The organism is Pandoraea anapnoica (assembly GCF_902459765.1).
Classification (GTDB): Bacteria; Pseudomonadota; Gammaproteobacteria; order Burkholderiales; family Burkholderiaceae; genus Pandoraea; species Pandoraea anapnoica.
Genome location: NZ_CABPSP010000008.1, coordinates 1 through 23,124, shown reverse-complemented (window position 1 = coordinate 23,124; position 23,124 = coordinate 1). Strand labels below are relative to the sequence as shown.

The following is a 23,124-nucleotide window of genomic DNA, read 5'->3' as shown; positions in this document are numbered from 1 at the left end:
AAAGTCAGTAAAATCTGGCCCGATGCAGTGAAGTGCCCAGGCGAGGATGCATCTATTTATCGTCAGCGAAGGCGGACGAACTTTGGAGTGACTATTACTATGCAACACAACGTCAAGAAGTGGATGTGGCTGCTGCTCGCAGCACCGGCAATGGCAATGGCTCAGCAGAGCGCTCCGCTTGACGCGGACAAGAAGGCAGCCATCAAGGAGCTGCTGGACGCCATCGACTCGAACAAACTCGTCAGCGCGATCGGCGAAGGTGCACAAGGTCAGGCCAAGCAACTGGCCCCGCAAGTGCTCGAGCGCCAACTGGTCGAGAACAAGACGTTGAGCGACGCGCAGAAGCAGGCCATCGTGCCGACGCTGCAACAAAACTCGGTGCAGAAGCTGGTTGACGGCGCTGGCAAGGTCTTCACGACCGACGCCTTCAAGAACGACGCTGTGCAAGCGCAGTACAACGCATACGGCAAGTTCTACACCACCGACGAAATCAAGGGTCTGACCGCTTTCTACAAGAGCGCTGTCGGCCAGAAGTACATCAAGGTGCAGGATCAGGTTGGCCAGGAAGTCGTTGGCGGTCTGATGCAGAAGTACATGCCGCAATCGATCGACGCGACCAGCAAGCAAGCTGACGCCGAAATCGCTGCGGCTGCCAAGTCGGCACCGAAGGCTCCGGCCAAGAAGTAAATTTCGGTCGGTCCCCTCGGGGATTGCCGGATAATGGCCGTTTGCGAGAGATCGCAAACGGCCATTTTGCGTTGGGGGATTCAATGCCGCCACCAACGCAGACGTCGGATCGGATCATTCCGAGAGGCGGTCGGTTGGCGTCTGAATTGGGTCGGATGCCCGCACCTGATGGCTAACTGGCGGTATAGTGAGTCTTTGCCGCAGCCGCTAAACGAGTCAAGACGTGAAACGCAAGCCGCACGGGTCAAATTCCGCCGGCTTGCGTTTCACTTTTACTGCAGCAAATCCATTATGACGCGCGCTTTCAATTTTTCCGCCGGCCCGGCTGCATTGCCGGCCGAGGTCCTCACCCAGGCGGCCGAGGAGATGCTCGACTGGCACGGTGCCGGTATGGGCGTGATGGAGATGAGCCATCGCGGTCGGGAGTTCATGAGCATCCTGGCGCAGGCGCAAGCCGATCTGCGCGAGCTGCTGGCCGTCCCGGACAATTACCGCATTCTGTTCATGCAGGGTGGCGCGCTTGCCGAGAACGCCATCATCCCGATGAATCTACTGGGCGGCGCGCGTGCCAATGAACGCCGCACGGCCGATTACGTCGTGACCGGTTCGTGGTCCGTCAAATCGGAGAAGGAAGCGCGCAAGTATTGCGACGTCAACATTGCCGCGAGTACCGAGGCCGAGAAGTTCACTCGCTTGCCGAAAGTCGACGAGTGGAAGCTTTCGAAGGATCCGGCGTACGTGCACATCTGCACGAACGAGACGATTCACGGCGTCGAGTATTTCTGGACCCCCGATCTGGCGGCTGCCGGCTTGCCGGACGTGCCGCTGGTTGCCGACGTTTCCTCGCACATTCTTTCTCGTCCGATGGACGTGTCGAAGTTTGGTGTGATGTACGGCGGTGCACAAAAGAATATCGGCCCGTCGGGGCTGACGGTCGTCATCGTTCGTGACGATCTGCTGGGCCGCGCGCTGCCGTTCACGCCGAGCGCTTTCGACTGGAAGATCGTGGCCGAGAACGATTCGATGTTCAACACGCCTCCGACGTACGCCATCTATATCGCTGGTCTGGTATTCCAGTGGCTCAAGCGTCAGGGCGGTCTGGCGGCAATGGAGGCAGCGAACAAGGCGAAAGCCGATCTGCTGTACGGGTATCTCGACGGCAGCGGCTTCTATCGCACGTCGGTCGCGCCGGATTGCCGCTCGCGTATGAACGTGCCGTTCTTCCTGAACGACGACGCACTGAATGAAATTTTCCTGGCTGGCGCTCGCGAGCGCGGCCTGCTGCAACTCAAGGGCCACAAGTCCGTGGGAGGCATGCGCGCCTCGATCTACAACGCAATGCCGCTTTCCGGCGTCGAGGCACTGGTCGACTACCTGCGCGAATTCGAGCGCAGCCACGGCTGACGAGGGCACATCGCCAGTGCGACGCGTGTTCCTCAACTTGATTGAGAGCGTCGCGCTGGGAGTTGCCTGACCATGTCACATAGCAAGAAGACAATACGCTCCATGGAAGACGATCTGAACGCATCGCTGCGCCCCTTGCGCGAGAAAATCGATGCTATCGACGCGCAGCTGCTCAAGCTGTTGAATCAACGTGCGGCTGTCGCCCTGGAAGTGGGTGAGGTCAAAAAGCGTTTCGGCGCGGCCGTGTTCCGGCCTGAGCGCGAACTGCAGGTGATTTCGCGTCTGCAACAAGCTAACGACGGCCCGCTTTATGGTGACAATCTCGCGTCTATCTGGCGCGAAATCATGTCGGCCAGCCGCGCGCTGGAAAAGGTAATGACCGTGGCCTATCTCGGCCCGGCGGGAACCTACAGTGAGCAAGCGGCTTTGTCCTATTTCGGCCAGAGCGTGAAGGGCCTGCCGTGCCCGTCGCTCGACGAAGTGTTCCGCGCTGTCGAGGCGGGCAGTGCTGATTTCGGTGTCGTCCCCGTCGAGAACTCGACCGAAGGCGTTGTGTCGCGCACGCTGGACCTATTGCTGCAAAGCCCGCTCACCATCGGTGGCGAGGTGGCGCTGCCGATTCATCACAACCTGATGTCGCGCACCGGCACGCTCGACGGCGTGACGCGTATCTGCTCGCATGCACAGTCGCTGGCGCAATGCCAGCATTGGCTCACGGCACACTTTCCGCAGCTTGAGCGTCAGGCCGTGTCGAGCAATGCCGAAGCCGCCCGCATGGCGGCAGCCGACCCGTCCATCGCGGCGATTGCCGGCGAGTCGGCAGCGACGCAGTACGGACTGCAAATCGCTTTCTCGCACGTGCAGGACGACCCGCACAATCGTACGCGCTTCGTCGTCGTCGGTACGCAGGACCCTGCACCGAGCGGTCGCGATCAGACGTCGCTGATTCTCTCAGTGCCGAACCGCGCCGGCGCGGTTGTGGCGTTGCTCGAACCGCTGGCGAACAACGGCGTGTCGATGACGCGTTTCGAATCGCGTCCCGCGAAGAGTGGTACGTGGGAGTATTACTTCTACGTCGACTTCGAGGGGCATCGCGACGATGAGAACGTTGCGAAAGCGCTCGAGGCGCTTCGTCAGAATGCGGCTTACTGCAAGGTGCTCGGGTCGTACCCGCGTTCCGCCTGAACGACAGGCGGACCACCATGCGTCTTAATAAACTCGTTATCTGCGGCGTCGGACTGATCGGCGGTTCGCTGGCACGTGCGCTCAAAGCCGCTGACGCGGTGAACGAAGTCGTAGGCGTCGGCCGGACCGAAGCCTCGCTCGCCCGGGCTTGCGAACTTGGTGTGATCGATCGGGCTGCCACGTCGATGGCAGACGCGGTTTCGGGGGCAGACATCGTGCTGCTCGCCGCACCCGTCGCGCAGACGCCGGCGCTGCTTGCGGCCATTCGTGTGCATCTGAGCGGCGAGACGATCGTGACCGATGCTGGCAGCACCAAGACGGATGCCGTCGCCGCCGCGCACGAGGCACTGGGCGACGAGGCCTGGCGTTTCGTGCCCGGGCACCCGATTGCCGGGGCGGAGCTGTCCGGTGTCGACGCCGCAAAGGTCGATCTCTACCGCGACCGTCGGGTCGTGTTGTGCCCGCAACCGGCCAATCGTGCAGGCGATGTCGTACGCGTGCGGGCGATGTGGGAGGCGACCGGTGCGCGGGTCTCGGAGATGACCGAGCGACAGCACGATCGCGTGTTCGCGTCGGTCAGCCATTTGCCGCACGTGCTGTCGTACGCGTTGATCGCGCAGATTCTCGACGCACCGGACGCTGCGTTGAAGTTCGGATTCGCTGGCGGTGGTTTTCGGGATTTCACGCGTATTGCGGCGTCGAACCCGGAGATGTGGCGTGACATCTGTGTCGCCAACCGCGACGCGCTGCTCGCCGAACTGGACGGCTATCTCGCCACCCTCGGTTCGCTGCGTCAATTGATCGATGCCGGTGACGGTACCGGCCTCGAGGCCGTGTTCGCTCGCACCAGTCAGGCGCGAACGGACTGGGCCAAGCAACAGGAAAAGTAATGGAAACGCTCGATCTCGGCCCTTACGGCCACGCCGAAGGCACGCTTCGTCTGCCCGGCTCGAAAAGTATCTCGAACCGCGTACTGCTGCTCGCGGCACTCTCGCGCGGTACGACGCATGTGCGTGAGCTGCTGGCGTCGGACGACACACAGGTCATGCTCGACGCGCTGGCCGCACTGGGCGTCAAGTGGACGCAGGTCGGCGACTCGCGCGATTTCATCGTCGAGGGTTGCGGCGGCGTGTTCCCGGTGAAGGCCGCAAAGCTCTTCATGGGGAATGCGGGCACGGCGATTCGTCCGTTGACGGCCGCGTTGTCGCTGAGTCACGGCGACTACGAAGTCTCGGGCGTGGCGCGCATGCATGAGCGTCCCATCGGGGATCTGGTGGATGGGCTGCGTCAGCTCGGCGCGCAGATCGATTACATCGGTAATGCCGGGTACCCGCCATTGCATATCAAGCCGGCTGAGGTGATCGCGCCTGCCGCACCGATTCGCGTGCGCGGCGATGTGTCCAGTCAGTTCCTGACGGCACTATTGCTGACGTTGCCGCTGCTGCCGTCCGCGACGGGAGAGATCGTTGTGGAGGTCGAGGGCGAGCTGATTTCGAAGCCGTATATCGACATCACGTTGCGCCTGCTGCGTCGATTCGGTATCGACGTGCGTCAGGATGGTTGGTCGCGATTCACGCTGCCTGCCGCCGATGCCGATGGTGCGAAGTACCGGAGTCCTGGAGAGGTGCGTGTTGAGGGCGATGCGTCGTCGGCGTCGTATTTCCTCGCGGCCGGCGCCATCGGCGGTGGGCCGTTGCGCGTCGAAGGTGTGGGGCGCGACAGCATGCAGGGCGACGTGCGTTTCGTCGACGCGCTTGCGGCAATGGGCGCGCGCGTCACGATGTTCGACGACGCGATTGAGGTGCACGGCATCGATACGCCCTCAGGCAAGCTGCGCGCCGTGGACATGGACTTCAACCACATTCCCGATGCAGCTATGACGATTGCAGTCGCGGCCTTGTTCGCGGATGGTACGACGACGCTGCGCAATGTGGCGAGTTGGCGAGTGAAGGAAACGGATCGGCTGGCGGCGATGGCGATTGAGCTTCGAAAAGTCGGTGCGACGGTGGAAGAGGGGGCCGATTATCTGTGCGTGACGCCACCGGCTACGCTCACTGCCAATGCTGCTATCGACACCTACGACGATCACCGGATGGCGATGTGCTTCTCGCTCGTCAGCCTTGGCGGCGTGCCTGTCACGATCAACGATCCGAAGTGTGTCGCCAAGACATTCCCGACCTACTTCGCGGAGTTCGCACGAGTCGCATCCTGAAAGTCGGGTGGGGCTTCAATGATGGTCGAGCTTTGAATCATCGCTGGGGCGAATTCGCTTCAGCGATGTTTGCCCCATCTGTTCTCTCACCCTTGTCCGGTCAGCGCCTGCCATAGGAGCACGCCATTGAGGGCAACGATCGCGCCAGCGATCAGCCATGCGCTTGCAAGCAGCATGCCGCGTACTCTCCATTGGCCCATGAGCTTCGCGTCGCCAGCAAATCGTACGAGCGGAATCACGGCGAAGGGCAATTGCAGACTCAGAATCACCTGACTGAAGATCAGCAGGTTCGTCGTCTGTGCTTCTCCGCCGTGGCCGACAATCAACAGGGCGGGAACAAGGGCTAGCGCACGCGTGATAAGCGCACGTTGCCAGGGCCTCATTCGCAGATTCAGAAAGCCCTCCATCGTGACCTGGCCGGCAAGCGTTGCCGTCACGGTCGAATTCAGGCCGCAGGCGAGCAACGCGACCGCGAACATCACCCCGGCCCATTGATTGCCGAGCAGCGGCGCGAGCAGCTTGTGTGCGTCGCCGAGTGACTCCACCGACGTGTTCCCGCTGGCATGAAAGACGGCTGCGGCCAGGATCAGCAGCGCGGCGTTAATCAGGAACGCGAAACCGAGCGAGAGCGTGGTGTCCCATTGGGTCGTGCGCAGCGCACGGTGCATGGCCGCAGGCGTGCGTTCGGGCATGGCCTCGCCTCGCATGCGAAGCAGTGCCGAGTGGAGGTAAAGATTGTGGGGCATGACTGTCGCGCCGAGAATGCCGGTGGCGAGCCAGAGCATGCCAGCCTGCGCCACGATCTCGCTGCGCGGACGCAGACCTGCGGCGGCCGCGCCCCAGTCGGGATTCGCGAGCGCCAGTTGCGCCGCGAAGCAACCCGCCGTGAGCAGAATTAATGCGGCGACGGCACCTTCAAGGCGTCGCTGCCCAAAGCCTTGCAACCCGAGCATCGCGAATGCGAGGGCTCCTGCGAGCACCACGCCTACGGGTAGCGATAGACCGAACAGCAGTTGCAACGCCACTGCGCTGCCGATGATCTCGGCAAGATCGCAGGCGATGATCGCGATCTCGCAAAGCCCCCATAACGCCAGAGAGGTGCGACGGCTATACTGGCTACGTGAGAGTTGCGCGAGATCGCGTCCGGTCACCAGACCCACGCGCGCGGCCAGCCACTGCAACAACAATGCCATGACGCTCGAGAGCAACACTACGCTCAGCAGCGTGTAGCCATAGCGGGCGCCACCGGCGATGGCCGTGGCCCAGTTGCCCGGATCCATATAGCCGACGGCGATCAGCGTTCCCGCCCCGGCGAACCCCATCCACCGCTGCGCGCGACGCGGCGTACGGTTTTGCCGATCGGGCGGCGGCACCCATTCGGGGCGAGCTAAGGGATAATCGCGGCTTTGCATGGCAGTGACATCTTCCGGCGACGCAAAATAGCGCCCATATCTAAATGATAATCATTATTATTTAGATGGGAAGTATTATTTTTTAATGTGTTGAATAGACAGAGACGAAGGGATGCCTGATTTGACGGTGGTGGACGACTCGATTCCGGTCATTACGGTGGATGGCCCGACGGCATCCGGCAAAGGCACGGTGGCGCACCGCGTGGCCGACGAGCTGGGCTTTCATTACCTCGACAGCGGGGCGCTTTACCGGCTGACCGCGCTGGCGAGCGCGCGCCACGGGATCGATCCGGACGATGTCAGCGCGCTGGCGGTGCTCGCCGAGACGCTTGACGTGCGTTTTCGCGATCAGCGGATCTGGCTGGCCGGCGAAGACGTGACCGACGCGATCCGTGCGGAGGCGATCGGCAACCGGGCGTCGAGTATCGCAGTGCACAAGGCGGTACGCCAGGCGCTCACGGCGCTCCAGCGGGGCTTCAAGACCGCACCGGGCCTTGTGGCGGACGGCCGTGACATGGGGACGGTGATCTTTCCGGAAGCCGATCTGAAGGTCTTTTTGACCGCCACGCCACAGGCGCGTGCCGAGAGGCGGTATAAGCAATTGATAGAAAAAGGATTTTCTGCTAACATAGACAGCCTCATGCTGGATCTTGAGGCGCGTGATGCGCGGGATCGTACCCGTGCGGAAGCACCGCTAAGGCCGGCAGAGGGTGCGCGGGTACTCGACACATCGGGGCTCAACGTCGATCAGGCGGTGGCTCAGGTGCTCGAATGGTTCGCGCAAGTGCAGTACCCGCAAGGCGCCTGACCGGGTGTTTCATGCAGTCATCCGGCCGGGCTTTGTCTAACCATTAACCCAACCGTTGTACGTTAGCGTCAACCCGCTCGGTAGACGGACGTCAGCGGCGTAATCCACTTTTATGTCCGACCTGCAAACCTCGACCAACGAATCTTTCGCGGCGCTTTTCGAAGAGTCGCTCTCCCGCCAAGACATGCGTGCTGGTGAAGTCATCAGCGCAGAAGTCGTTCGGGTTGACCACAACTTCGTGGTCGTCAACGCCGGCCTCAAGTCCGAAGCGTACATCCCCATCGAAGAATTCCTGAATGATCAGGGCGAGGTCGAAGTTCAGGCCGGCGATTTCGTTTCCGTGGCGATCGACGCCCTGGAAAACGGCTACGGCGACACCGTGCTGTCGCGCGACAAGGCCAAGCGTCTGGCCTCGTGGCTGCAACTGGAAAAGGCCCTCGAATCGGGCGACCTCGTGACCGGTACGATTACCGGCAAGGTCAAGGGCGGTCTGACCGTGATGGTCAACGGCATCCGTGCATTCCTGCCGGGTTCGCTGGTTGACACGCGTCCGGTCAAGGACACGACCCCGTACGAAGGCAAGACCCTCGAATTCAAGGTTATCAAGCTCGACCGCAAGCGTAACAACGTCGTGCTGTCGCGCCGTGCCGTGATCGAAGCCACCCAGGGTGAAGAGCGCGCCAAGCTGCTCGAAACGCTCAAGGAAGGCGCGATCGTCAAGGGCGTGGTCAAGAACATCACCGACTACGGCGCGTTCGTCGACCTCGGCGGTATCGATGGCCTGCTGCACATCACCGACATCGCATGGCGTCGCGTGCGTCACCCGAGCGAAGTTCTGTCGGTTGGCCAGGAAGTCACCGCCAAGATCCTCAAGTTCGATCAAGAGAAGGGCCGCGTCTCGCTGGGCGTTAAGCAACTCGGCGAAGATCCGTGGGAAGGCATTGCTCGCCGTTACCCGCAAGGCACCCGCCTGTTCGGCAAGGTCACCAACATCACCGACTACGGCGCATTCGTCGAAGTGGAATCGGGCATCGAAGGCCTGGTTCACGTGTCGGAAATGGACTGGACCAACAAGAACGTTGCGCCGACCAAGGTTGTCCAGCTGGGCGACGAAGTCGAAGTCATGGTGCTCGAGATCGACGAAGACCGTCGTCGTATCAGCCTCGGCATGAAGCAGTGCAAGCCGAACCCGTGGGATGACTTCTCGCGCAACTTCAAGAAGGGCGACAAGATCAAGGGCGCAATCAAGTCGATCACCGACTTCGGCGTGTTCATCGGTCTGCCTGGCGGCATCGACGGCCTGGTCCACCTCTCGGATCTGTCGTGGAGCGAAGCCGGCGAAGAAGCTGTTCGCAAGTACAAGAAGGGCGACGAAGTCGAAGCGGTGGTTCTGGGCATCGACGTCGAGAAGGAACGCATCTCGCTGGGTATCAAGCAGCTCGAAGGCGACCCGTTCAACACGTTCGTGGCGATCCACGACAAGGGCTCGATCGTTGACGGCACCATCAAGGCTGTCGATCCGAAGGGTGCTGTCGTTTCGCTGGGCGATGACGTCGAAGGCTACCTGCGCGCATCGGAAATCTCGCACGACCGTGTGGAAGATGCCCGTAACGTGCTGAAGGAAGGCGAAGCCGTCAACGCAATGATCGTCAACATCGATCGCAAGTCGCGCAACATCAACCTGTCGATCAAGGCCAAGGATTCGGCCGAGCAACAGGAAGCGATCAGCAAGATGTCGTCGGATAGCTCGGCAGCGAGCGGCACCACGAATCTCGGTGCCCTGCTCAAGGCCAAGCTGGACAGCCAGAATCAGTAAGGTCCAAGGCCTATGACCAAGTCTGAATTGGTCAACCAGTTGGCGGCGCGGTTTCCCCAGTTGGTGCTCAAGGATGCCGATTTCGCGGTGAAGACGATTCTCGACGCGATGGCCGATGCGCTTGCGCGCGGTCATCGAATCGAAATCCGCGGATTCGGTAGTTTTGGGCTCAACCGTCGGCCACCGCGCGTCGGCCGCAACCCGAAGTCGGGCGAGAAAGTGATGGTGCCGGAGAAATTCGTGCCGCACTTCAAGCCGGGCAAGGAGTTGCGAGAGCGGGTTGATCACAAGGCGTCGGACCAATAAGGCCCTTTGGGATCTACTACGCAAAAAAAGCGCCTTCGGGCGCTTTTTTTGTCTCCGGCGTTCGGCAATGCTCCGCGAGTGCGGACAAGCGCCGGAAATGTGAAGGCATTTGCAGGAACGACGCCTCACAGGGCACATCCGGTACAATACGCCCACGTGCCTGCCCGGTACGCGGGGAGGGGCTCGACGCTGTCGTCGTTCCGCCTCGTCACGTTTGGCCGGCCCAAGTCGCAAAACATACGGCAATCCTGCCGCAGGAGCCTTTCGGCATGAAGCTGATTGTTTGGATCGTTCGTCTGATCGTATTCGTGGTGTTGCTGTGCCTGGCGCTCGCCAACACCGGCGAGGTCACGTTGAACCTGTTCCTGGGGCATACGTGGACGGCGCCGCTCATCATGATCGGCCTGGCGTTTTTCGTGGTCGGTGGCGTCATCGGTGTGCTCGCCACGTTGCCGAGTCTGATGCGTCAGCGCCTTGAGTTGCGCCGCACGCGACGCGATCTGGCCCGTGCTCAGCGGGAACCCGAAGCGAGCGATCAGCCGCCGATGCTGCCGCCAGTCTAAGGCGAAGCCGCGGCACGCAATACTCGTCATCCTCATCGACTGTTTCAACGACAACACGCATTCATGGAATTCGAGGTCTGGTGGCTACTTGCCATCCCCGTGATCTTCGGCTGTGGCTGGGTCGCCGCACGACTGGATTTGCGCAGCCTGCTCTCGGAAAGCCGCAATCTGCCGGCATCCTATTTCCGCGGTCTGAATTTTCTGCTGAACGAGCAGCCGGACAAGGCGATCGACGCCTTCATCGAAGTCGCCAAGCTCGATCCCGAGACGACCGAACTTCACTTCGCGCTGGGCAGCTTGTTCCGCCGTCGCGGTGAGACGGAGCGCGCCATTCGCGTGCATCAGAATTTGCTTTCGCGACACGATCTGCCGCAAGCCGATCAGGAACACGCGCTCTACGAACTCGGTCACGACTTCCTCAAGGCGGGTCTGCTCGACCGCGCCGAAGACGCGTTCAGCCGTCTGCACACGGGCGCATACGCCAAAGCGGCACAGCACGCGAAGCTCACGATCTATCAGATCGAGAAGGAGTGGCGCAAAGCGCTGGCGGAGGCCGAGACGCTGAGCGATCTCGATCCGGCCGTCTCGTATCGTAAGGAAATTGCGCAATTCCATTGCGAATTGGCGCAAGAAGCGCTGCAACGCAAGGATGTCGACGCCGTCGGCCACGAGCTGGATGCCGCGCTGGCGGTCAACCCTGCGAATGTGCGTGCCCCGCTGTTGCGCGGCGATATGCTGCTCGCCGCCGGTGACGCCGAAGGTGCGCTGTGCGTGTTGCGCACTATCGAAGAACAGAATCCGATGTATCTCGGCCTGGCCGCCAAGCGCGTGATGAAGGCGTATGAAGCGCTGGGGCGCGCCCCTGAAGGGTTGGTTATGTTGCGCGAGGCGCTGCGCAAGAATCCGTCGGACGACCTGCTGGAAATCGTCTATGAAAAGACGGTTTCGCTTGAAGGTCCGGAGGCCGCACTCAAGCTCATGCGCGAGCAGATGCATCGCGCCCCGAGTGCGCCGGGCATGGCACGTCTGCTCGAAGCGCACGCCGCCACCGCCCAAGGCGATACGCAGTCCGACCTGCAACTGATGGGCAAGCTCATCACGCAACGCACCAAGTCGTTGCCGCGCTACGTCTGCGACCAATGCGGATTCCGTGCGCGCCTGTTCTATTGGCAATGCCCCGGCTGTAACGGCTGGGAGACCTATACGCCACGCCGTGCCGACGTGCCGGCGGCTTCGTAAGATTTATCACACCCCAATATCATGAAGATCACCATCATCGGTTCCGGCTACGTCGGCTTAGTTACGGGTGCTTGTCTGGCTGACGTCGGCAATGACGTGTTCTGTCTCGACGTCGATCCCCGCAAGATCGAGATCCTGAACAACGGCGGCGTGCCGATTCACGAGCCGGGCTTGCAGGAAGTCATCGCCCGCAACCGCGAAGCCGGCCGTCTGCAATTTTCGACGGACGTCGAAGCGTCGGTCGCGCATGGCGACGTGCAATTCATCGCCGTGGGTACGCCCCCCGACGAAGACGGCTCGGCCGACCTGCAATACGTCGTGGCGGCAGCGCGTAACATCGGCCGCTACGCAAAGAGCTTCAAGGTGATTGTCGACAAGTCGACGGTGCCCGTGGGGACGGCGGACAAGGTGCGTGCGGCGGTCACGGAAGAACTTGCCAAGCGCAACGCCGACGTGAAGTTCTCCGTCGTTTCGAATCCGGAATTCCTGAAAGAAGGCGCGGCCGTGGACGATTTCATGCGTCCTGACCGTATCGTGATCGGCGTGGACGACGATGCCGACGGCCAGCAGGCGCGCGCGATGATGAAGCGCCTGTACTCGCCGTTCAACCGCAACCACGAACGCACGCTGTACATGGATGTGCGCTCCGCCGAGTTCACCAAGTACGCCGCCAACGCCATGCTGGCCACGCGCATCTCGTTCATGAACGAGCTGGCCAATCTGGCCGATCGCGTCGGCGTGGATATCGAAGACGTGCGTCAGGGGATCGGCTCGGACCCGCGTATCGGCTACCACTTCCTCTACGCTGGCTGCGGCTACGGCGGTTCGTGCTTCCCGAAGGATGTGCAGGCGCTCGTGCGCACCGCAGAAGACTACGGCCTGCCGCTGCGCATTCTGGACGCGGTCGAAGCCGTCAACGAATCGCAGAAGACCGTGCTGATCGACAAAATTGTGACGCGTCTCGGCGATGACCTGAAGGACAAAACGTTCGCGCTTTGGGGCCTGGCGTTCAAGCCGAACACGGACGACATGCGCGAGGCTCCGAGCCGTCGCGTGATTGCCGAACTGGTGCGTCGTGGCGCACGGGTGCGGGCGTACGATCCGGTGGCGCTCGATGAAGCGCGCCGTGTGATTGCGCTGGATTTTGCCGACGATGCCGACGCACATGCCCGCATCGAATTCTGTGCGACGCAAAACGACGCGCTGAGCGGTTCGGACGCGCTCGTGATCGTCACCGAATGGAAGGCGTTCCGCAGCCCGGACTTCACGAAGGTGAAGACGGCGCTCTCGCTGCCGCTGATCTTCGACGGTCGTAACCTGTACGAGCCGGAGGCGATGGAAGAGCTGGGCATCGAGTACCACGCCATCGGTCGTGGCCTGGGCCAGTCGGCCTGAATTTGAAGGAACGACGGATGACTTCGACGGCAACTTCGCTCACGCGCACGATTCAGGCCCCGGGTGTGCCCAACGTGCCTCGCGAGGCCTTCAGTCGCGCACGCGTGCTGATCGTTGGCGACGTGATGCTCGATCGCTACTGGTTCGGCGACGTCAATCGCATTTCGCCGGAAGCACCGGTGCCGGTGGTGCACGTCAAGCGCAATGAAGAGCGCCTGGGCGGTGCGGCGAACGTGGCGCTGGGTGCGACGTCGCTCGGCGCACAAGCCGGGCTGCTGTGCGTGCTCGGTGAGGACGAACCCGCCGAGCGCATCGTCGATATGCTGGATGCCAGCGGCGTGACGGCATTCGTCACGCGCGACGCCGATCTCGCCACGACCATCAAGCTGCGCATCGTCTCGCGTCAGCAGCAACTGCTGCGCATCGATTTCGAGAACCAGCCCGCGCGCGAAGTACTGCTGGCGGTGCTGGATCAATATCGTCAACTGCTCGCCAGCTACGATGTCGTGCTGCTCTCGGACTACGCCAAGGGCGGTCTGACGCATGTGCAACCGATGATTGAAGCGGCGCGTGCGGCCGGTAAGGCGGTGCTCGTCGACCCGAAGGGCAGCGATTACGAACGCTATCGCGGTGCGACGATTCTCACGCCGAACCGTGCGGAATTGCAGCAGGTCGTTGGCGTCTGGCATTCGGAGGACGATCTGACGTCGCGCGCCCAGAATCTGCGCGAATCGCTCGGCCTCGAAGCGCTGCTGCTCACGCGCTCGGAAGAGGGCATGACGCTCTTTACCGAAAGCGGCGCGCTCCACGTGCCCGCGCAGGCGCGCGAGGTGTACGACGTCTCGGGCGCGGGCGACACGGTGATCGCCACGCTGGCCACGTCGCTGTCGGCCGGGCTGCCGCTGCCGCAGGCGGTGGTGCTCGCCAACCGCGCGGGCAGCATCGTCGTCGGCAAGCTGGGGACGGCGACCGTCGATTACAACGAACTCTTTTCCGAGCTGACATGACCATCATCGTGACGGGCGCCGCGGGCTTCATCGGCGCCAACCTCGTCAAAGCCCTCAATGAGCGCGGAGAGACCGACATCGTGGCGGTCGACAATCTCACGCGTGCCGACAAATTCCGTAATCTGGTCGATTGCGAAATCAGCGATTACCTCGATAAGACGGATTTCGTCGCGCGTTTTCAGCGCCGCGAATTCGGCCGAGTGCGCGCGATCTTCCATGAAGGTGCCTGCTCCGACACGATGGAAACGGATGGCCGCTACATGATGGAGAACAACTTCCGCTACACGCGGGCGCTGTTCGAGGCGTGCCAGGCGCAGACCGTGCCGTTCCTTTATGCCTCGTCGGCAGCAACGTACGGTGCGTCGGAAACCTTCGTGGAGACGCGCGAGTACGAGAAGCCGCTCAACGTCTACGGCTATTCGAAGTTCCTGTTCGACCAGATCGTGCGCCGTGCCATGCGTGATGCGGGCGGCAAGCTGCCGAGTCAGGTGGCGGGCTTCCGGTACTTCAACGTGTATGGGGCGCGTGAAGCGCACAAGGGCCGCATGGCCTCGGTGGCGTTCCACAACTTCAACGAATTCCGTGCAAACGGCCGCGTGAAGCTCTTCGGCGAGTACAACGGCTATGCCGCCGGTACGCAAAGCCGCGACTTCGTTTCGGTCGAGGACGTCGTGAAGGTCAACCTGCACTTCTTCGATCACCCGGAGCGCAGCGGTATCTTCAACCTCGGCACCGGCCGGGCGCAGCCGTTCAACGACATCGCGGTCGCCGTGATCAACACGCTGCGCGCGCAAACCGGTGAAGCGGCGCTGTCGCTTGACGACATGGTCAAACAGGGGCTCGTGGAGTACATCCCGTTCCCGGATGCCCTGCGCGGTAAGTATCAGTGCTTCACGCAGGCGAACATCGACCACCTGCGTCAGGTTGGCGGCTATCAGCAGCCGTTCTACACGGTGGGCGAAGGTGTCTCGCGTTACGTGCGCTGGTTGCTGGCGCAGTAAATGACCCCCTAAGCGTCGACAGGTGATCAAGCACCGACGGGGAGCCAATTGGCTCCCCGTTGTCGTTTGATCCCCCGTGTCATCCGTGCGGGCGCTGAGGCGTTAAGTGGGTATCGGGGATGTCCGGGGTGTCCGATGTGTCGGTGCGCTACGGCATTGGCCCGAGTGACCTTACAAGGAACAGATCATGCTTCGCAAACTCTTGCTGGCGGTTGTTACCTTCTTCACCCTGTGTGGCCTGGCAATGGCGGCCGTCGACATCAACACCGCCGATCAGTCGCAACTCGAGACGCTCAAGGGCATCGGACCGGTCAAGTCCAAGGCGATCATCGACGAGCGTAACGCCCACGGGCCCTACAAGGATGCGGCAGATGTCGCCAAGCGCGTCAAAGGCCTTGGCACCAAGTCGGTGACGTCGCTGCAATCCGAGGGCATGACGATCAACGGACAGGGCGGTGGCGCGGCGGCTACGGCCCCTGCGACCGCAGCACCGGCCAAGCCCGTCGCGCAAGCCCCTGCGACCGCTGCGCCGACGCCCACACCTGCCAAGCCTGCACCGTCCGTAGCACAGACGCCTGCCACGCCAGCCAAACCCGCACCGTCCGCCGCTCAGACGCCTGCTGCCCCGGCACCGGTAACGCCCGCCAAGCCGGTGACCCCTGCAACGCCGGTGCCTGCCACCGCCACGCAAAAGGCGCCCACGCCTACCCCGGCCGCCGGTACGACGATGAAGCCCGCATCGCCGGGCGCGACCACGATGACGGCCAAGCCAGGTGCACCGCTTCCGGCGGCGACCGGCGCGACCAGTGCCGCAGCAGCGGCCGGGGCGACGGGGACCGCGAGCGCATCTGACACCAAGGCGAACAACAAGGCGGACACCAAGACCAGCAAGTCGAAAAAGTCGAAGGATGCGAAGGCTGACGCCGCGAAGGGGGCGGCTGCCGCAGCACCGTCCCCGGCATCGGGCTCGGCCGCAGCAAGCGGTGACGCAAGCTCGGCCAAGGTGTCCAAGTCGAAGAAGGCCAAGGCCCCGGCTGCGGCGAGCGCACCGAAGCTCTGACGTTGCCAGCAGCCGGGGGCGCATCGACGCGTCCCCGGGCCGCGAGACCTTACCCTGAGCGCGGTCATGGCCGGTGGATTAGAATGTTTCGATTCCCGACCGAAAAAAGCTTAGCGCAATGGCCTACAAGACTATCGAAGACACCATCGGCAATACGCCGCTGGTGCAACTGGTGCGTTTGCCCGACGACGAAATCCGTCGCCGCAACAACGTGATTCTCGGCAAGCTCGAGGGCAATAACCCGGCGGGATCGGTGAAGGATCGTCCGGCGCTCTCGATGATCAAACACGCCGAACTGCGCGGGCGCATCAAGCCGGGCGACACGCTGATCGAAGCCACGTCGGGCAACACCGGTATTGCGCTGGCCATGGCCGCCGCCATCCGTGGCTACAAGATGGTCCTGATCATGCCGGAAGACCTCTCCATCGAGCGTCGCCAGAGCATGGGTGCCTACGGTGCCGAGATCATTCTGACGCCGGTCAAGGGCGGCATGGAATACGCGCGCGACCTCGCCGAGCAGATGCAACGCGATGGACGCGGCATCATCCTCGACCAGTTCGCCAACCCGGACAACCCGCTGGCGCACTACGAAACCACCGGCCCGGAAATCTGGCGCGACACCGAAGGACGCGTTACGCACTTCGTCTCCGCGATGGGGACGACGGGCACCATCATGGGCGTCTCACAGTATCTGAAAGAGCAGAGTGAAGCCGTGCAGATCATCGGTGCCGAGCCCGCTGAAGGGTCGCGTATTCCGGGCATTCGCAAGTGGCCGGAAGCGTATCTGCCGAAGATTTTCGACCGTGCGCGGGTTGACCGCACCGTCTCCGTGACGCAGGCCGAAGCCGAGATCATGGCGCGTCGTCTCGCGGCGGAAGAAGGTATCTTCTGCGGCATCTCGGCAGCGGGTGCTTGCCAGATTGCGCTGAATCTCGCGCATGAGGTCGAGAATGCGACCATCGTGTTCGTCGTCTGCGACCGGGGTGACCGCTATCTGTCGACGGGCGTGTTCCCAGCCTAAGTCGTCGCTGCCGTCGCCAAATTGCGGCGCCGCCAACGGAAACGGGACCCGAGGGTCCCGTTTTTCACGATGACGGCAAGCCGTTGCGGTCTGCGATGTCGCCGGGATTACGGCGCGCGCGCCGCCTTGATCGCGTCGGCCAGGTCGTACACCGCCATCGCGTAGAAGAAGCTTCGGTTGTAGCGCGTGAGCACGTAGAAGTTCGTGAGGCCCATGCGGTACTGCGTGGCTTGTCCCGGCGTCGGCAGATCGACGATCAGCACCGGCGTGTCCAGCGCCCCGCCCACATCGAGCTTCGGCTCGTTCATCAGCATACCGGCTTTGATGAAGTCGCCGAGCTTCCAATGCGGTTCGGGTTGTCCGTCGGCACCGGCTTCGGCCAGCCCCTGACTGCCGCGATCGCTGGCGATGTTCCACACCACCGGCTGCCCCGCCTGCCATCCGTGCTGCTTGAGGAAGTTCGCGACGCTGCCGATGGCGTCCGCCACGTCGGTCGTCAGATTGATCTTCCCGTCGCCGCTGTAATCGACCGCGTAGTTGCGGATCGACGACGGCATGAATTGCGGAATGCCGATGGCACCGGCATACGATCCGTAGATGCTGAACGGATCGACGCTTCGCTCGCGTGCGTACAGCAGCAGGTTCTCAAGCTCCTTGCGGAACAGCGCCATGCGCTCGGAACGGTTGCGGGCGGGCGGGTAATCGAACGCCAGCGTGGTGAGCGCGTCGATGGTGCGGAAGTTGCCCATGTTGCGCCCGTAGATCGTCTCGACGCCGATGATGGAGACGATGATCTCTTCGGGCACACCATACTCGCGTGCAGCGCGCGAGAGCGCCGCAGCATTCTGATTCCAGAAGCGCACGCCGCCGTTGATGCGGGTGCTGTCGAGGAAGTTCTTCTCGTACTTCGTCCAGTTCTTCTGGCCCGGCGTGGCGGGCGGCGCGACAAGGCGTGCGGCCGTCTGGGAGAACACGACGCGCGAGAAGATCTTCTGAAGCTCTCCACGATTGAAGCCATTGCGCGCGACGAGGTCGTTGATGAACGCGTCGACTTCCGGGTTCGCCGCGTAACGTTGCGGCACGACTTCTTCCTCGAACTCCGTTTGCGACGACTGAGAAGATTGCGCGACCGCCTTGGGGCGCGCCTGAGTCTGCGCATGCGCGTCGACGCTCGTCAACGCCGTCATCGCGAACGATGCACTCAGGCACAGCGCGAGGCCGAGCGAGCCGAATGAGCGAGCCACGTGAGACGAGCGGGAAAATTGCCGGAGCGACGCCGCAGAGAGAGGGCGCGCAGTGTCCGGTCGAGCGTGGCGCGCGTGCGCCAACGGGAGAGAATCGTACATCCGTACCGGTGATGTCATGCTGTCTGTCAGGCCTGTATGAAGTCCGAATGCGATGCGACGGTTGGGCCGCAATCACGTTAGTCGCGTTGGCGCTCTTATCGATGGCTATCGATGCCGATGGGCGCACTTTCGAGTGACGCAAGGTGCTCACTCAAAGCGAGATGCCATCTAGAGCGTCAACCATTCATGCCAGTTCCTGCCGTCCCGAATTTCGGGAGATCGGCCCTTACCGGCTGACACGGGTCTGCTGGGAGACTGCTTGGCAGTATAACCGAGTGCACCTGTGATACCTTAAGGCCTGTGCACTGTCCGTGACAGTGTTCATGGGGGATGCCGGCTATCGGCACGCGTTTGCGGGTGATGTCGTGTGATGTTCGCGGCACATTTTCGCGACGCGAGCCAGGCTCTGCGCCCGGCCGCTACCGGACGTGGAGACCACGGCGCGGCGGGCATCCCCCGCCCGTCCCAATATAACGATTCGAAGCGATAGGCGACACAACGAATGGCTACCGGGTTTTATACGCACCCCGATTGCGTGCGTCACGAAATGGGCGAGTGGCATCCGGAATGCCCCGAACGGCTGCGCGCCATCGAAGACCAGTTGATCGCGGGACGCATCGACGGCTTGCTCGAACGCCGTGAAGCCCCGGCGGCCGATGAGGCCAGTCTGCGGCTTGTGCACACGCAAGAGCACATCGACTTCATTCGCGACAACATTCCCGAATCCGGGTACTTCCCCATCGATCCCGATACGCTGCTGAACCCGTACTCGTGGCGCGCGGCAACGCGGGCGGCGGGCGCGGCGATTGCGGCGACGGATGCGGTCATTCGTGGCGAACTCGACAACGCCTTTTGCAGCATACGGCCGCCCGGCCATCACGCCACGCCCACGCGTGCGATGGGCTTCTGCCTGTTCAACAACGTGGCGATTGCGGCGGCACACGCACTCGAAGTGCACGGGCTGTCGCGTGTGGCGATCGTCGACTTCGACGTTCACCACGGCAACGGCACCGAGGCCGCGTTCGGCAACGACGAGCGCGTGCTGATGTGCGGCATCTTCCAGCACCCGTTCTATCCGTTCTCCGGCGCGAACGATCCTGCGCCGAACATGCTCAACATTCCGCTCGAAGCGCGTACGTCCGGTATGGCTGCACGCGAAGCCATCGAGTATGGCTGGCTGGGACGCCTCAATGCATTCCGTCCGGAAATGATCTTCTTCTCGGCAGGCTTCGACGCGCATCGCGAAGACGATCTCGGCGGCCTCGGGCTGACCGAAGCGGACTTTGCGTGGATGACGAAGGAAGTCAAGGCCATTGCCGATCGTCACGCCAAGGGACGCATCGTGAGCTGCCTCGAAGGCGGCTACAACCTATCGGCGCTCGGACGCAGCGTCGTGGCCCATCTGAAGGTGCTCGCCGACGTCTGACGGCAACCCGGCGCGTCGCACGCGTCCGACGAATGTGAAATGCCGCCGGTCTTCCCGACATATCGGATTAAGGGCGAGAGGCGGCACAGGAGACAACATGACGTCATCGGAACCGACGGTGGCCACCGGGCCGCTGGTACTCGTCACGCATGGTGAAGGCGATCTGGCAGGCGTGGTCACGCTCACGCTGAATCGTGCGCGTCAGTTCAATGCCCTCTCCGAAGCGATGCTCGACGCGCTGCAACATGCGCTGAACGAGGTCGCGCGCGACGACACGGCGCGTGTGGTGGTGCTGGCCGCTGCGGGGGCAGCATTCTGCGCGGGGCACGATCTCAAGGAGATGCGTGCCGAGCCGTCGCTCGACTACTACCGCACGCTGTTCAATCAATGCACGCGTGTGATGCTGACGATCCAGCGCATGCCGCAGCCGGTCATCGCTCGCGTGCACGGCGTCGCGACGGCGGCGGGGTGTCAGTTGGTGGCGATGTGCGATCTCGCGGTCGCCGCGTCGGCGGCACGCTTCGCGGTGTCGGGCATCAACGTCGGTTTGTTTTGCGCGACGCCGGGTGTGGCGCTCTCGCGCAATCTCACGCGCAAGCAAGCGATGGAGATGCTGCTGACGGGCGATTTCATCGATGCGCAGACGGCTTGCGAGCGCGGTCTCGTCAATCGTGTCGCACCGATGGAGCGCCTCGACAGTGAAGTGGCGGCGCTGTGCCGCTCGATTCTTGCCAAACCTGCGGCTGCAGTGGCCGCGGGTAAGGGGCTGTTCTACCGTCAGGCGGAGACGGGTATCGAAGCCGCTTATCAGATGGCGGGGCAGACGATGGCTTGCAACATGATGGACGCGTGCGCGCTCGAAGGCGTGCAGGCATTCATCGAGAAGCGTCCGCCGGAATGGACGAAGCCTGCGGACTGAGCGCCAGCCGTCATCACCACTGCTTTTCCAGTACGAGCGGCCCGGGCGTCGCCGTGCGGCTCACCGCATAACCATTGCCGGTGAACCAGGCGCGCAATTCCTTGATCATGTCCGGATTGCCGCAGACCATGATGCGCGACGTGGCGGGATCGAGCGTCGCGCCCACTGCTTTTTCCAGTTCTCCTGAAGCCAGCAACGACGTGATGCGTCCATAGAGCGCGCCGGGTGTTTGCTCGCGCGTGACGCTCACCGCGAAGTGCAGCTTGTCGACGAGCGCAGGATCGACGTCCGGATGCGAGAAGTGACGGAGTTCCTCGTAATAGGCGAGGTCGCGTTCCCATCTCACACTGTGGACGACGAAGATGCGTTTGAAGCGCTGCCAGACTTCCGGGTCTCGGAGAATCGACACAAAGGGCGCTAAGCCGGTGCCGGTGGCGAGCAGCCACAGGTCGTCGCCGCCGGTGAAACGGTCGAGCGTGAGGAAGCCGTAGGCGGTGTGATCGACGAACAGTTCGTCGCCGACCTTGAGTTCCGAAAGCCGGGGCGTGAGCTGGCCCTCGGGGATCGTAATTACGTAGAACTCCAATGTATCTTCGGCGGGCGAATTCACGAAGGAATAGGCTCGCCAGATCAGTTCGCCATCGGCGCCGGGTAATCCGAGACGCACGAACTGCCCGGCGGTGAATTGCAGGCCGGGGGGCGCGTGGTCTTGATGCTGAAGATCGTCGGCGTCCAGAAATGCATGCCGGTGACCGTTTGCGGCGAGTATTTCGTCTGCGTCGTCTGCGCTTGCATGCCGGAGGCTCCTCGCAATTCCACACGACTTCAGTGTAACGCGCAGCGAGGTATTGCGTGACGAGACCCTGTTCGCGAGGCGGGTTCCGGGGCCGCCGCGCGAAGGCGTTCGTCAGTGGCCGTGGTGCGTCCCGAGCGCGGGCTTTGCTGTCGATTTTGCGCCCACGAGTGGTTCATGCGTCATGGGCTCCGGTTGCTTGCGCTTTGCGGTGGCGGTTTCCGGTACGTGCGCGAGCAGCCAATGCGTCAGCTCCTCGATAACCTTCTCGCGATCGAAGTCGTTCAGCGTTTCGTGGAAGTGACCGGGATAGAGCCGAAGGGTCTTGTCCTGTGACCCCGCGTTGCCGTGAAACTGTTCGCTTGCCCACGGTGCGGTGAGCCGGTCGGCGGTGCCGTGGAAGACGTAGAGCGGCAAATGCAACGCGTCGGCGTTGGCGTGAATGCGCGCCATGGCGTCGAGCAATTCGGCGGCGGTACGTGCCGGGGTTCCTCGATACGCGTTGAGCGGATCCTTTTTCGCTGCGTCGACCACGGTCTTGTCGCGGGCAATGGCGGCCGGATCGATCTTGAAGACTGGCACCTTCGGTAGCCAGCGCGATACCCAGCGACCGACCTTCACCATCCACGGCGCGACCGGTTCGCCCGGGGCGAGGGCGGGACTGCTGAGCATCAGGCCGCTCACGTTTGCGGGCGCGCGCGTGATTGTGTAGAGCGCTGCAATGGCACCACCCATGCTGTGCCCGAGCAGAAAGAGCGGCGTCGGCCCAAAGGTCGTGCGCACGTGCGTGAGGAAGATCTCGGTGTCGTTGAGGTATTCGTCGAAATGATTGACGTAGACACGCGCGCCTTCCGAGCGGCCGTGACCGCGCAGATCGTAGGTGACGGTCGCGATACCGAGCGACGCGAAATGCGCCGCCAGACGCGCGTATCGTCCGCCGTGCTCCCCCATGCCATGCACGATGGCGACCACGGCGCGCAGTGGGGGGGCTGTGTCGCCGTCGGTGTCCGGGTACCAGCTATGGACGTGGAGCATCAGTCCGTCGCTGGCTTGCAGGCGCGATTCCGAATGCGTTGTCATGTCTCCTCCTGGCGCGTTGGCCGGGTGACCGTCGTACGTGCGACGGCACAGTGATGATCGGGTGCGCCATTCGATCATAGGCCGTCCTGCGCCGGGGTGAATTCTCTAGAGGAAACGCACCACGACGAAACTGGCTGAGCGTCGCGATTTGCATAAAAATAGCACGATCGTGCGGGGTGGCCGGACGCCGGGTAAGCGCGTCCGGCCTGCCTCCGACGCTGTGATCGTAGGGATCGTGCATTCGTGGCAAGTCGAAAGCGATACATGAACGTTCGCCACAAAATGCCTCAAATATGCAAATAATGCGTCATCAGCCGAGTGGTTATAATGGCAGCGGATTGACGTAAACGTAACTTTGGAGCGAGTTCATGAAGATCCTGGTACCGGTCAAACGGGTAGTGGATTACAACGTAAAGGTTCGTGTGAAGAGCGACGGCAGTGGCG

22 protein-coding genes and 1 pseudogene are annotated in these 23,124 nt (G+C 62.5%); 18 read left to right on the top strand and 5 right to left on the bottom strand.

Annotated features, from left to right (window positions below):
* Nucleotides 1–99 precede the first annotated feature (99 nt).
* The 5 genes from PAN31117_RS14045 (at nt 100) to aroA (ending at nt 5,488) form a co-directional block, all read left to right on the top strand.
* Complete coding sequence (locus PAN31117_RS14045) at nt 100–687, top strand: DUF2059 domain-containing protein (RefSeq protein WP_150577708.1); 588 nt, start codon at nt 100–102, stop codon at nt 685–687.
* Between the two features lie 291 nt (nt 688–978).
* Nucleotides 979–2,091, top strand: coding sequence for a 3-phosphoserine/phosphohydroxythreonine transaminase (serC, locus tag PAN31117_RS14040; RefSeq protein WP_150738723.1), 1,113 nt, complete (start codon nt 979–981; stop codon nt 2,089–2,091).
* Nucleotides 2,092–2,193: 102 nt separating this feature from the next.
* Nucleotides 2,194–3,276, top strand: coding sequence for a prephenate dehydratase (pheA, locus tag PAN31117_RS14035; RefSeq protein WP_150738722.1), 1,083 nt, complete (start codon nt 2,194–2,196; stop codon nt 3,274–3,276).
* A gap of 17 nt (nt 3,277–3,293) precedes the next feature.
* The gene (locus tag PAN31117_RS14030) at nt 3,294–4,166 is read left to right on the top strand and encodes a prephenate dehydrogenase (RefSeq protein WP_150738721.1); all 873 of its coding nucleotides are present in this window, start codon (nt 3,294–3,296) and stop codon (nt 4,164–4,166) included.
* The gene (gene aroA / locus PAN31117_RS14025; RefSeq protein ID WP_150738720.1) at nt 4,166–5,488 is read left to right on the top strand and encodes a 3-phosphoshikimate 1-carboxyvinyltransferase; all 1,323 of its coding nucleotides are present in this window, start codon (nt 4,166–4,168) and stop codon (nt 5,486–5,488) included. The genes PAN31117_RS14030 and aroA overlap by 1 nt, the downstream gene beginning before the upstream one ends.
* A gap of 86 nt (nt 5,489–5,574) precedes the next feature.
* On the opposite strand, the gene PAN31117_RS14020 is transcribed toward aroA, so the two are convergent.
* A complete protein-coding gene (locus PAN31117_RS14020) occupies nt 5,575–6,900 on the bottom strand; it encodes an Nramp family divalent metal transporter (protein ID WP_150738719.1) in 1,326 nt (441 codons plus the stop codon).
* Nucleotides 6,901–7,012: 112 nt separating this feature from the next.
* Here PAN31117_RS14020 and cmk point away from each other — a divergent pair, with 112 nt between their 5' ends.
* From cmk to cysM, 10 genes are all read left to right on the top strand, one after another.
* Nucleotides 7,013–7,708 (top strand): (d)CMP kinase, encoded by a 696-nt coding sequence (gene cmk / locus PAN31117_RS14015; protein WP_217424881.1) that lies wholly within the window; start codon nt 7,013–7,015, stop codon nt 7,706–7,708.
* Between the two features lie 112 nt (nt 7,709–7,820).
* The gene (rpsA, locus tag PAN31117_RS14010; RefSeq protein WP_039400075.1) at nt 7,821–9,524 is read left to right on the top strand and encodes a 30S ribosomal protein S1; all 1,704 of its coding nucleotides are present in this window, start codon (nt 7,821–7,823) and stop codon (nt 9,522–9,524) included.
* 12 nt (nt 9,525–9,536) lie between these two features.
* On the top strand, nt 9,537–9,830 hold the full coding sequence (locus PAN31117_RS14005; protein WP_017232087.1) for an integration host factor subunit beta: 294 nt from the start codon (nt 9,537–9,539) through the stop codon (nt 9,828–9,830).
* Nucleotides 9,831–10,099: 269 nt separating this feature from the next.
* The gene (locus tag PAN31117_RS14000; protein ID WP_039400068.1) at nt 10,100–10,393 is read left to right on the top strand and encodes a LapA family protein; all 294 of its coding nucleotides are present in this window, start codon (nt 10,100–10,102) and stop codon (nt 10,391–10,393) included.
* A gap of 63 nt (nt 10,394–10,456) precedes the next feature.
* A complete protein-coding gene (lapB, locus tag PAN31117_RS13995; protein WP_150738718.1) occupies nt 10,457–11,632 on the top strand; it encodes a lipopolysaccharide assembly protein LapB in 1,176 nt (391 codons plus the stop codon).
* Between the two features lie 21 nt (nt 11,633–11,653).
* A complete protein-coding gene (locus tag PAN31117_RS13990; protein WP_150738717.1) occupies nt 11,654–13,027 on the top strand; it encodes a UDP-glucose dehydrogenase family protein in 1,374 nt (457 codons plus the stop codon).
* A gap of 17 nt (nt 13,028–13,044) precedes the next feature.
* Nucleotides 13,045–14,034, top strand: coding sequence for a D-glycero-beta-D-manno-heptose-7-phosphate kinase (rfaE1, locus tag PAN31117_RS13985; protein WP_150738716.1), 990 nt, complete (start codon nt 13,045–13,047; stop codon nt 14,032–14,034).
* Nucleotides 14,031–15,035: an ADP-glyceromanno-heptose 6-epimerase gene (rfaD, locus tag PAN31117_RS13980; protein WP_150738715.1), complete on the top strand. Its 1,005-nt coding sequence runs from the start codon at nt 14,031–14,033 to the stop codon at nt 15,033–15,035. Before rfaE1 ends, rfaD begins: the two co-directional genes overlap by 4 nt.
* Nucleotides 15,036–15,222: 187 nt before the next feature.
* Complete coding sequence (locus PAN31117_RS13975; protein WP_150738714.1) at nt 15,223–16,095, top strand: ComEA family DNA-binding protein; 873 nt, start codon at nt 15,223–15,225, stop codon at nt 16,093–16,095.
* 118 nt (nt 16,096–16,213) lie between these two features.
* Nucleotides 16,214–17,116, top strand: a complete 903-nt coding sequence (gene cysM, locus PAN31117_RS13970; protein WP_150738713.1) for a cysteine synthase CysM — start codon at nt 16,214–16,216, stop codon at nt 17,114–17,116.
* Between the two features lie 107 nt (nt 17,117–17,223).
* Here the strand turns inward: cysM and mltB are convergent, their stop codons facing one another.
* On the bottom strand, nt 17,224–18,360 hold the full coding sequence (gene mltB / locus PAN31117_RS13965; protein ID WP_370855759.1) for a lytic murein transglycosylase B: 1,137 nt from the start codon (nt 18,358–18,360) through the stop codon (nt 17,224–17,226).
* A 604-nt stretch (nt 18,361–18,964) separates the two neighbouring features.
* Between mltB and PAN31117_RS13960 the strand changes: the two genes are divergently transcribed.
* Both PAN31117_RS13960 and PAN31117_RS13955 read left to right on the top strand, forming a co-directional pair.
* Nucleotides 18,965–19,888, top strand: a complete 924-nt coding sequence (locus tag PAN31117_RS13960; RefSeq protein WP_150738712.1) for a histone deacetylase family protein — start codon at nt 18,965–18,967, stop codon at nt 19,886–19,888.
* Between the two features lie 97 nt (nt 19,889–19,985).
* Nucleotides 19,986–20,807 carry an enoyl-CoA hydratase gene (locus PAN31117_RS13955; protein ID WP_150738711.1) on the top strand — a complete coding sequence of 274 codons (822 nt, stop codon included), beginning with the start codon at nt 19,986–19,988 and terminating at the stop codon, nt 20,805–20,807.
* A gap of 13 nt (nt 20,808–20,820) precedes the next feature.
* On the opposite strand, the gene PAN31117_RS13950 is transcribed toward PAN31117_RS13955, so the two are convergent.
* The 3 genes from PAN31117_RS13950 to PAN31117_RS13945 form a co-directional block, all read right to left on the bottom strand.
* Nucleotides 20,821–21,474: a ferredoxin--NADP reductase gene (locus PAN31117_RS13950; protein WP_217429658.1), complete on the bottom strand. Its 654-nt coding sequence runs from the start codon at nt 21,472–21,474 to the stop codon at nt 20,821–20,823.
* The gene (locus PAN31117_RS27345) at nt 21,438–21,602 is read right to left on the bottom strand and encodes a hypothetical protein (protein ID WP_217429657.1); all 165 of its coding nucleotides are present in this window, start codon (nt 21,600–21,602) and stop codon (nt 21,438–21,440) included. Before PAN31117_RS27345 ends, PAN31117_RS13950 begins: the two co-directional genes overlap by 37 nt.
* 112 nt (nt 21,603–21,714) lie before the next feature.
* Complete coding sequence (locus tag PAN31117_RS13945; protein ID WP_150738883.1) at nt 21,715–22,656, bottom strand: alpha/beta hydrolase; 942 nt, start codon at nt 22,654–22,656, stop codon at nt 21,715–21,717.
* 392 nt (nt 22,657–23,048) lie between these two features.
* Between PAN31117_RS13945 and PAN31117_RS13940 the strand changes: the two are divergent.
* Nucleotides 23,049–23,124 (top strand): annotated as a pseudogene (locus tag PAN31117_RS13940) (electron transfer flavoprotein subunit beta/FixA family protein); the annotation flags it as partial.